Raw genomic sequence first — 9,548 nt, forward strand, 5'->3', positions numbered from 1 at the left:
TTTGTGCACCATGCCGGAGCTCCCCGAGGTGCAGGCCCACGCCGAGCGATTGACCGCGACGCTCGCCGGGCTGGAGCTCACCGGCTTCGACGCCCTGACGTTCTCCGTGCTGAAGACCTTCGCACCCCCGCCCGACGCACCCCTCGGGCGGGAGCTCCAGCAGGTGGGCCGGCGAGGCAAGCACCTGCTGCTGGCCCTCGGCGACCTCACCTACGTGGTGCATCTGATGCAGGGCGGGCGGCTGCGCGTGGGGGCGGCGGGGGACGGGCGGGCACGCCCCCGCGGGGGACGGCGGGGCGCGCAGCCGGTCGCCCGCTGGTCGTTCGCCGACGGGCGAGCGCTGCTGCTCACCGAGGCCGGCTCCGAGCGGCGCGCCGGCGTGTGGATGATCGCCGGCGACCCGCTGGCCGCCGAGCCGCTCGCGGGCCTCGGACCCGAGGCGGACGACGTCGATGTGCCTGAGATGGCCGCCATGCTGCAGGCCCACTCCATGCGCCTGCACACCTTCCTGCGCAAGCAGCAGGTCATCGCCGGCCTCGGCCGCCGTCTGGCCAACGAGGTGTGCCACACAGCGGGGCTGTCACCCTTCGCGCCGACAGGCAGGCTCGCGGACGACGCCGGTCGTCTCGTGGAGGCCATCGGCGCGTGCGTGACGCAGAGCCTGGCCGTCGAGCGTGCGCTCGACGACATGAGCGCCTCGAGGGAGCGACCCGGTGGCGTCCACGGCCGCACCGGTCAGCCATGCCCGGCTTGCCAGGACAGCGTGCGGGCCGTGGAGTACCGCGGCTACACGGTGAACTACTGCGCCACCTGCCAGACCGGCGGCAAGGTGCTGGCCGACAACACGACCAGCAAGTTCCTCAAGTAGCGTCGCCGGTGCCCCCCGCGGGGGACCGGGCCCCTCGTGCCGCATCCCCGGCGCCCGCCTCGAGGAGGGACAAGCCGTTCCAGGCGAGCGTCACGAGGTGGTCGACGAACTCCTCGCGCGGCATGTCGCTCGTCTGCAGCCACCAGTCGCCGGCCACCTGCACCATGCCGACCAAGCCCTGACCCCAGGCCTCGGCGGGTGCGTCGCAGCTGCCCGAGCGCGTGAGCTCTGTGGCGATGGCGGCGCCGACCTCGCGTCCCACGCGCACGATGAAGTCGGAGACGGTCGCGCGTGCCTGGGAATGGTCCGCGAGCCTGCGGTGCATCAGGAAGCGATAGGTCTGCGGTTCGGCCTCGATGAAGCCGAGGTACACGTCGATGGCGGCGGCGAGCCGGGTACGCGCGTCGGCGTGCTGGGACAGGGCAGGCAGGAGCCCGCCCATCACCGGTTCGACGTAGCGCTCGGCCAGCAGGCGGAAGAGCTCGCCCTTGTCCCCGAAGTGGCGGTACAGGATCGGTTTGCTGATGCCCGCTTCGGCGGCGATGACGTCCATCGACGCCGAGGGGCCGTCCCGGCGGATCACCCGATCGGCCGCGTCGAGGAGCTGTCGGCGTCGGAACTCGGCGGTGCTGGCCGTGCGCTCCGTGCGGGGGGAGGTGGCCACGTCCATCCGGGCAGGCTACACCGGAGCGCGCGCGTAGACTCGGCGGTTCGTCCGACGGATTCGTTCGACCTGGAAACATCGTCCGAAAGGATCGTGGGTGCGCCCGTTGCGGTCCGGTCTGCTCGCCGACCCCACCTTCGTGACGGCCATGGCGATCGCCGTGGTCGTCGCGCTGGGGTTCGGCGTGGTGGTGCCGGTCCTGCCGCTGTTCGCGCGCGACTTCGGCGTCGGGCTCTTCGAGGTGTCGCTCGTCGTGAGCGTCTTCGCCGCCACCCGGCTCGTGTCCAACGTCTACACCGGCGCGCTCACCGACCGCATCGGGATGCGCACCTCGATCTGCTGGGGGGCGGGCATCGTCGCGCTCTCGAGCCTGCTCGTCGCCGGTGCTCCGAACTACGTCGCGCTGCTCGTCCTGCGGGGTCTGGGCGGCGTCGGCAGCGCGCTGTTCCTGAACGCGCTGCTGGCGTTCATCGTCCGCACGGTGCGCCGCGACCAGCGGGCGCGGGCGGTGGGCATGCTGCAGGGCGCGTTCCTCTTCGGCATCTCGTTGGGCCCGAGCGTCGGCGGGCTGCTGGCGGAGCCGCTCGGGTTGCGGTGGCCGTTCGTGATCTACGCGGCCTTCTGCGGGGCGGCGGCCGTCGTGGCCTACCTGTTCCTGCCCGTCACCGACGCGCGGGCAGCCGTCGACGACGTGACCATCCCCGAGGGCCCCGACGGCGGCCTGGCCGCCGACCCGCGCGGCTTCGGGCCCATATGGCGCGCGGCTCGGCAGCTGTGCACCGATCGGACGTTCGTGGCGGCGCTCATCATGATGGGCGCGTCGCGGTGGGCGGCCACGGGGCTGCGGTTCAGCCTGCTGCCGGTCTTCGGGGCGGAGGAGATCGGGGCGGGCCCCTTCCTGGTGGGGCTGGCGCTCACCGTGGCGGCCCTGGCACAGCTGGCGGCCCTGTGGCCGGCGGGCCGGATCGCCGACACGATCGGTCGACGCCCCTTGGCCGTGCCCTCCTACCTCGCGTTCGGGGTCGTCGCCGCGACCTTCGGTCTGGCCGGGACGCTGCCCGCCTTCTTCGTCATGGTGACGCTGTACGGGCTCGCCACAGGCTTCACGTCGGTCGTCCCGCCCGCTGTCGCCGGGGACGTCGTGCCCGCACAGCGCAGCGGGCTCGCCATGGGGGTCCTGAACACCGCGGGCGACCTCGGGGTCGTCCTGGGCCCGCTGGTGTCGGGGCTGCTCGCCGACCGCGTCGGGTACGGCTGGGGCTTCGGCGTGGCGGGGGTGCTGCTGGTGGTCGCCGCGCTGGCGGCCGCTCGCATGCGCGAGACGCTGGGGTCCGCCGCGACGACCGTCGCGTAGGATCGGGGCGATGGCACTGGCGACCGAGTGGCTCTACCGGCTGTACGAGCACCGCCTCGTGCGCGGGTTGCGGGGGGGTGCGCTGCCGCGCCACGTCGGGGTCGTGCTCGACGGCAACCGCCGGTTCGCGCGGGAGAAGGGGTTCGGGAAGGTGGCTGAGGGCCACCGCCTCGGTGCGGGCAAGATCCACGAGCTCGTCGACTGGTGCTACGAGCTCGGCATCCCCTACGTCACCTTGTGGCTGCTCTCGACGGACAACCTGCAGCGTGACGCCGAAGAGGTCAGCGACCTCCTCGGCATCATCGCCCAGACCATCGAGCAGCTGGCGACCGAGCCGCGCAACCGCACGCGCGGGCTGCGGGTCACGGCGGTGGGGGCGCTGGACCAGGTTCCCGACGAGCTGCGGGAGGTCTTGAAGGAGGCGCAGGAGCGCACCGCCACCGGTGACGGTCTCCACGTGCAGGTGGCGGTGGGGTATGGCGGCCGCCAGGAGATCACCGATGCCCTGCGGGGGCTCCTCGAGGAGCGCCACGCGGCGGGAGCGACCCTGGAGGAGGCGATCGCGGACCTGTCCCCCGAGGCGATCGCGGCCCACCTGTACACCAACGGGACACCCGATCCCGATCTCATCATCCGCACGTCCGGCGAGATCCGCCTCTCCGGGTTCCTGCTGTGGCAGTCGGCCAACAGCGAGTTCTACTTCTGCGATCCCTACTGGCCGGCCTTCCGCAAGACGGACTTCCTGCGTGCCCTCCGCGACTTCGCGTCACGCCAGCGCCGGTACGGTCGCTGAGGCGGCCGGCGCCCGGCGCCACAGGGGTCCATCGGCGCGGGACGAGAGAGAGACCATGATCGAGGCGACCGACATCGAGGGTCTGCTGGTCGTGCGCTGGCCGACCCACGGCGACGACCGCGGGTTCTTCCGCCAGACCTATCAGGTGGCGGAGATCGCCGACGTGCTCGGCCGTGAACCGGTGCTGCTCCAGGGCAACCACTCCCGGTCCGCGCCGGGGGTGCTGCGGGGCTTCCACGCCGAGCCCTGGGACAAGCTCGTCTACGTGGTGCGGGGACAGGTCATGGCGGCGATCGCCGACATCCGTGCGTCCTCGCCGACGTTCGGTCAGGCACGGACGTTCCGCCTGGGCGAGCCGCCCGACGGCGAGCGCATCCGGCTGTTCATCGCCCAGGGCCTGGCCAACTCGTTCCTGACCCTCGGCTCCGACCCGGTCGACTACCTGTACGACGTGAGCGACTACTGGCGACCGGACATCGACAAGCCGTCGGTCGCGTGGGACGACCCTGACCTCGGCGTGGACTGGCCGATGGCGGACCCGGTCCTCTCCGATGCCGACCGCGACAACCCGACCCTGCGCAAGCTGTTCCCCGACCACCCGCGGTGGCGGTAGCAGACCCCGCGGATGGAGGAGGTCGTGACGCGGATCGAGCTCGTGCGCCATGCGCAGGCGCAGGCGCGGGAGGGGTGGGGGGACCGCCCCGACCGTGACCGCCCGCTCACCGCGGCCGGGCAGGCGCAGGCCGAGGCGCTGGCCCGGGCGATCCTCGACGAGGGCCCGGTCGACGCGTGCTACGCCAGCCCGACCCTGCGCTGCGCGCAGACCCTCGAGCCGCTGCTGGCCGCGGCGGGCGGGTCGCTGCTCGAGGAGGAGGCGCTCGCCGAGGCGCCGACGGTGCCGAGCACCGACCGCGGCAACGCCTGGGTGGCGTCGGCGTGGCTGGGCGGACGCGCGCTGGGGTTCGTCGACCGGCTGACGGCAGAGCTGGCGGGCCGGCGCATCGTGGCGTGCTCGCACGGCGACGTGGTGCCCGCGCTCCTCGCCGCGCTCGCCGGCCGCGATGGCCTCGTCCTGCCCGATGTGGGCCTGCACAAGGGAGCGCGCATCTCGCTGCGGTTCCGCGATGGCCGGTGCGTGGAGGCGCGCAGGCACCCCTGAGCGGGTACCCCCGAGGACCGGGTCGTGCGCGCGTCGCGGTGGTACTAGCGTGTGCGGATGGCCACGATCAGCGGTCTGCGCATCCTGTCGCGTCCGGGGCATCCGGACTTCCTGGACCTGCCCTGGAACGAGCCCCTGGACGAGTGGGTGGACGAGCGCATCGTCGACGTCGCGCGCGGCGTGCACCGCCACGTCGTCCGCTTCATCGACTACGAGGGGCAGGTGTACGCGCTGAAGGAGCTGCCGCCCCGTCTGGCCGATCGCGAGTACCGCCTGCTACGCAAGATGGCCGAGGAGTCCCTCCCCGCGGTGGATGTCGTCGGGGTCGTCAAGCGCGCGGGCACCGGACACGCGGGCCTGGAGGACGTGCTCGTCACGCGCTTCCTCGACTACTCGTTGCCGTACCGCACCGTCTTCATGCACCGCCGGGAGCCGTCGGCGGCGCCGGGGCTGGCCGACCGCCTGCTGGACGCGCTGGCGGTCCTCCTCGTGCGCCTGCACCTCGCGGGGTTCTTCTGGGGCGACTGCTCGCTGTCCAACACCCTCTTCCGTCGGGACGCGGGCGAGCTCGCGGCGTACCTGGTCGACATCGAGACCGGAGAATGGCATTCGACGCTCACCGCCGGCCAGCGCCGGCACGACCTGGAGCTCACCCAGGAGAACGTTGCCGGCGGCCTGCTGGACCTGCAGCTGGAGCTCGGCCTGGCGCCCGAGCCCGACCCGCTCGCGGTGGCGGAGGACCTCCGCGGGCGGTACGAGCGGCTCTGGGCCGAGCTCACCAACGACGAGCTCCTCCGGCCCGACGAGCGCTTCCGCATCGCCGCCCGCATGCGGCGACTGAACGAGCTCGGGTTCGACATCGACGAGGTCGAGCTGGTCGCCACCGCCGACGGTGACCGGCTGCTGATGAGGACGCACGTGACCGAGCAGGGCCACCACCGTCGTCGGCTGCTGTCGCTGACCGGCCTGCAGGCACAGGAGAACCAGGCGCGCAGCCTGCTGAACGACCTCGCGAACTTCCGCGCGAGCCTGGAGCGACGGACGGGCCAGCCCATCAACGAGAACGTCGCCGCCTACCGCTGGCTGTCGACGGTGTTCGAGCCGACCGTGGCGGCGATCCCCGAGGCACTGCGCGGCAAGCTCGAACCGGCCGAGGTCTTCCACGAGGTCATCCAGCACAAGTGGTTCCTGTCGGAGGCCGCGGGCCGCGACGTGGGCGTGGAGGAGGCGGTGGCGTCCTACATGAATCGCATCCTGCCCACCGTCCCCGACGAGCGGACCGTGCTCGGCAGTGACGGGTTCATGGGCTACGGATAGGGTCGGCGGCCACGCTCGGGACAGCCGGGACAGGAGGGAACCGCCGTGAGCCTGGTCAGCCTCGAGGACCACGAGTCGGTGCGGGTGCTCACGCTGACGCGACCCGCTGTCCGCAACGCGATGGACACCGCCATGCTGGGCGCGCTGCTCGACGCCCTGGCCGACGCGGTGGCCGAGACGGCCGTGCGCGTGGTCGTGCTCACCGGTGCCGGCGGGGCCTTCTCCGCCGGCGCGGACCTGCGTGAGGAACTCGACCACGGGGGGCGCGTCCGCCGCATGGACCTGTTCTGCCAGGTCTACGAAGCCGTGGGCACCTGCCCCAAGCCGACCGTCGCCGCGGTCGCGGGTCACTGCGTGGGAGGCGGGGCGGAGGTGGCGGCGGCGTGCGACGTCCGGGTGGCCGACCCCACGGCGTCGTTCCGCTTCCCCGGAGCCGCACTCGGCATCCCGGTTGGGGCGGCGAAGCTCGTGGGACTCGTGGGGCTCGGCGCGGCCAAGGACCTCGTGCTCACCTCGCGCACCATGGACGCCGAGGAGGCGCGGTCCATCGGTCTGGTGCAGCGGCTGGCGCGCGCCGGGGGCGCACTGGACGGCGCGCTCGACACCGCCGTCCGCATGGCCGCCAACCACCCGGACAGCGTCGCGCACCTCAAGCGGCTGTTCGGGCGGTTCTCCGGTCTGGGTGACCGCATCGCGGTGGAGAACGACGCGCTGCACGGGCTGGCGGAGGCCGACGGCGACTACGCCGCCCTGACCATGCCCGACCCGAAGCGGACCGCCGGATGGCCGGGTGTGCCGGGCCCCGGCCGCTGACCGGTATGCTCCTCGTCCCCGATCTCATGAGGTGACGCCGTGACCGACTCCCGTCAGCCGCAGCAACCGGACCGCAACCTGGCCCTCGAGCTGGTACGAGCGACGGAGGCCGCGGCGATGGCCGCCGGCCGCTGGATGGGCCGAGCGCAGAAGGAGGAGGGCGACGGCGCCGCAGTCGGGGCGATGCGCGCCGTGCTCAACACCGTGGAGATGGACGGTGTCGTCATCATCGGCGAGGGTGAGAAGGACGAGGCGCCGATGCTCGCCAACGGTGAGCGCGTCGGCACCGGCCACCCGCCCGAGGTCGACATCGCGGTGGACCCGGTGGAGGGCACCACGCTGCTCGCCGAGGGCCGCCACGGGGCGGTGGCCGTGATCTCGGCGGCGCCACGCGGCACCTTGTACGACCCCGGCCCCATCATGTACATGGAGAAGTGGGTCGTGGGCCCCGACGCGACCGGCGTGGTCGACCTCGACGCACCCGTCGGCGACAACCTGCGGGCCATCGCCAAGGCCAAGGGCAAGGACGCCAACGACCTGCTCGTCATGACGCTCGACCGCCCCCGGCACGACGACCTCGTCCGCGACTGCCGTGCGGCCGGGGCCCGGCTGCGGCTCATCAGCCACGGTGACGTGGCCGCGGCGCTGCTGGCGTCCGTGCCCGAGAGCAACGTGGACGTCATGATCGGCATCGGTGGGACCCCCGAGGGCGTGCTGACCGCGTGCGGCCTCCAGGCCACCGGCGGGGAGCTGCTCGGGCGGCTGTGGCCCCGGGACGAGGACGAGCGCCGTCACGCCGAGGAGCTCGGCTTCGACACCACCGAGATCCTCGACACCAACCGCCTGTGCAACAGCTCGGACGCGTTCGTGGCCGTGACCGGCATCACCGACGGCGACCTGCTCGCCGGCGTGTCCTACACCCCCGGCGGCGCCATCACCGAATCGATGGTCATGCGCGGCAAGTCCGGGACGGTCCGTTGGATCAAGGCGCACCACAACCTCGACAAGGTCATGGAGTACTCCGCCGTCGAGTACGGCTGAGCCGCCAGCCGTGCGCACCGAGGTGCGCACGGCCGTGACCGTTTGGCCCGCCACTCGTTGGGGTAGGAGGAACGCACCGGCAACGGTTCCCGCCCCTACCGGGGCGCCGCACTCCAGTTCTCATCCCATCGCGCCGATGTTCGATGGTGTGGGCCGTCAGGCCCCGGGCTGGGGAAGCGCAGCGCTTGCGAGCGCTTGCCAGCGCCTGGTCGGAGAGAGGAAGTTGGGATGAGCACCCACCGTCGCGGCGTCTGCACGGACTGCGCGCAGCGCGGCTGGTTGGAGCTCGTCCACCTGCGGTGGCTGTGCGTGTCGTGCCGGGGGCGGGGCGAGGACCGGTGAGCACCACCGCCGCCACCAGCCTGCCGTTCTTCAACTTCTTCAACCGGGAGCAGGCCGAGTACGTCGCCCGCGTCTACCTCGAGGATCCCGAGGTCCTGCAGGCGGACGTCCTGGAGGTCGCCGGGTGCTGGCAGGTCGTCGTCACCCCCCGCTAGCGTGTCCGCCCGCCGTGGCGGTGCCAGCCGTTGGAGCTCCGGGTCGGCGCGTCCGTGCGAGCCCGGTCGCGCCGTGAATGGCGAAGCCTGATCCGGACGGTAACCTCGGGGCGGGCCATCGAAGGCCGACCTTTTCTTTCGACCAGGGAGCGTACGTGATGAGAAACCGGGCTCGATGGAGTGCTGTCCTGACGGCGATGCTCGTCGCCGCGCTCGTACCGGCGGCGGGCGCAGGCGCCCACGGCGACGGCGACGGGGTCGAGGCGTACCACTCCGAGGAGCACACGGTCACCGTGATCGAGGAGGAGTTCATCCCCGAGGTGATCACCGTCAGCGCGGGCGACACCGTCACCTGGCAGGCGCCCTCCGACAACCTGGAGGAGCACACCCTCCACGAGGACGACAGCCTCCTTTTCGAGGAGTCGCTCTTCCCCGGGACGTCCTTCAGCTACCGGTTCACCCGCACGGGCACGTACACCTATCACTGCGACATCCACCCCGGCATGGACGGCGCGGTCGTCGTCGAGTCGCTCGAGGAGCCGGTGGCACCAGAGGCGCCTCGCGACGTGGAGGCCACGGCGGGGCCGGAGTCGGCCACCGTCGCCTGGTCGTCACCGGAGTTCGACGGGGGTAGCGCCGTCACCGACTACGTCGTCACCACCCTGCCCGGGGGGCAACGGGACATCTTCGGCGACAGTCCCGCCACGATCACCGGATTGACCCCCGGCGAGTCCTACACCTTCGAGGTCCGGGCCATCAACGAGGTCGGCGAGAGCGATCCCGCGACCTCGAACGCGGTGACCCCAACCGAGGACACCGACCCCGACCCGACCCCGACCCCGGGGGCGGGTCCGTGTCCCGAGGACGTGGCACCGGCGCCGTTCACCGACCGCGACGCGATCCCGTCGACGCATCGGGGCAACGTGGACTGCGCGTCGAGCCTTGCGGTGGTCACCGGGTTCAGCGACGACACCTACCGCCCGACCCTGTCGGTGCGCCGTGACCAGATGGCGTCGTTCATCGCGCGCAGCCTGGACGCGGC

General features: G+C 72.4%; 11 protein-coding genes. 10 read left to right on the forward strand and 1 reads right to left on the reverse strand.

Annotated features, from left to right (window positions below):
• Positions 1 to 10 precede the first annotated feature (10 nt).
• Positions 11 to 868, forward strand: coding sequence for a DNA-formamidopyrimidine glycosylase family protein (locus WD250_07955; GenBank protein ID MEX2620139.1), 858 nt, complete (start codon positions 11 to 13; stop codon positions 866 to 868).
• On the opposite strand, the gene WD250_07960 is transcribed toward WD250_07955, so the two are convergent.
• Positions 861 to 1,538: a TetR/AcrR family transcriptional regulator gene (locus tag WD250_07960; protein MEX2620140.1), complete on the reverse strand. Its 678-nt coding sequence runs from the start codon at positions 1,536 to 1,538 to the stop codon at positions 861 to 863. The two genes, WD250_07955 and WD250_07960, sit on opposite strands and share 8 nt — an antisense overlap.
• 91 nt (positions 1,539 to 1,629) lie before the next feature.
• On the opposite strand from WD250_07960, the gene WD250_07965 reads away from it, so the two are divergent.
• From WD250_07965 to WD250_08005, 9 genes are all read left to right on the forward strand, one after another.
• Positions 1,630 to 2,886, forward strand: a complete 1,257-nt coding sequence (locus tag WD250_07965) for an MFS transporter (GenBank protein MEX2620141.1) — start codon at positions 1,630 to 1,632, stop codon at positions 2,884 to 2,886.
• Between the two features lie 10 nt (positions 2,887 to 2,896).
• Positions 2,897 to 3,679: a polyprenyl diphosphate synthase gene (gene uppS / locus WD250_07970; protein ID MEX2620142.1), complete on the forward strand. Its 783-nt coding sequence runs from the start codon at positions 2,897 to 2,899 to the stop codon at positions 3,677 to 3,679.
• A gap of 55 nt (positions 3,680 to 3,734) precedes the next feature.
• Positions 3,735 to 4,292, forward strand: a complete 558-nt coding sequence (locus WD250_07975) for a dTDP-4-dehydrorhamnose 3,5-epimerase family protein (protein ID MEX2620143.1) — start codon at positions 3,735 to 3,737, stop codon at positions 4,290 to 4,292.
• 12 nt (positions 4,293 to 4,304) lie between these two features.
• Positions 4,305 to 4,838, forward strand: a complete 534-nt coding sequence (locus tag WD250_07980) for a phosphoglycerate mutase family protein (protein ID MEX2620144.1) — start codon at positions 4,305 to 4,307, stop codon at positions 4,836 to 4,838.
• A gap of 57 nt (positions 4,839 to 4,895) precedes the next feature.
• Positions 4,896 to 6,155, forward strand: coding sequence for a DUF4032 domain-containing protein (locus tag WD250_07985; GenBank protein MEX2620145.1), 1,260 nt, complete (start codon positions 4,896 to 4,898; stop codon positions 6,153 to 6,155).
• A gap of 45 nt (positions 6,156 to 6,200) precedes the next feature.
• Positions 6,201 to 6,968 (forward strand): enoyl-CoA hydratase/isomerase family protein, encoded by a 768-nt coding sequence (locus tag WD250_07990; GenBank protein ID MEX2620146.1) that lies wholly within the window; start codon positions 6,201 to 6,203, stop codon positions 6,966 to 6,968.
• A gap of 39 nt (positions 6,969 to 7,007) precedes the next feature.
• Positions 7,008 to 8,009, forward strand: a complete 1,002-nt coding sequence (gene glpX, locus WD250_07995; protein MEX2620147.1) for a class II fructose-bisphosphatase — start codon at positions 7,008 to 7,010, stop codon at positions 8,007 to 8,009.
• A gap of 338 nt (positions 8,010 to 8,347) precedes the next feature.
• Positions 8,348 to 8,506, forward strand: coding sequence for a hypothetical protein (locus WD250_08000; protein MEX2620148.1), 159 nt, complete (start codon positions 8,348 to 8,350; stop codon positions 8,504 to 8,506).
• A gap of 158 nt (positions 8,507 to 8,664) precedes the next feature.
• Positions 8,665 to 9,548 (forward strand): fibronectin type III domain-containing protein (locus WD250_08005; protein MEX2620149.1); only part of this gene is annotated, 884 nt, incomplete at its 3' end.

The sequence above is a fragment of the Egibacteraceae bacterium genome (genome assembly GCA_040905805.1).
Lineage (GTDB): Bacteria > Actinomycetota > Nitriliruptoria > Euzebyales > Egibacteraceae > DATLGH01.

Bases quoted from the DNA above. Each gene is read 5' to 3' on its own strand.
- WD250_07955 (MEX2620139.1), top strand. From the start codon at position 11: ATGCCGGAGCTCCCCGAGGTGCAGGCCCACGCCGAGCGATTGACCGCG.
- WD250_07960 (MEX2620140.1), bottom strand. From the start codon at position 1,538: ATGGACGTGGCCACCTCCCCCCGCACGGAGCGCACGGCCAGCACCGCC.
- uppS (MEX2620142.1), top strand. From the start codon at position 2,897: ATGGCACTGGCGACCGAGTGGCTCTACCGGCTGTACGAGCACCGCCTC.
- WD250_07975 (MEX2620143.1), top strand. From the start codon at position 3,735: ATGATCGAGGCGACCGACATCGAGGGTCTGCTGGTCGTGCGCTGGCCG.
- WD250_07980 (MEX2620144.1), top strand. From the start codon at position 4,305: ATGGAGGAGGTCGTGACGCGGATCGAGCTCGTGCGCCATGCGCAGGCG.
- WD250_07985 (MEX2620145.1), top strand. From the start codon at position 4,896: ATGGCCACGATCAGCGGTCTGCGCATCCTGTCGCGTCCGGGGCATCCG.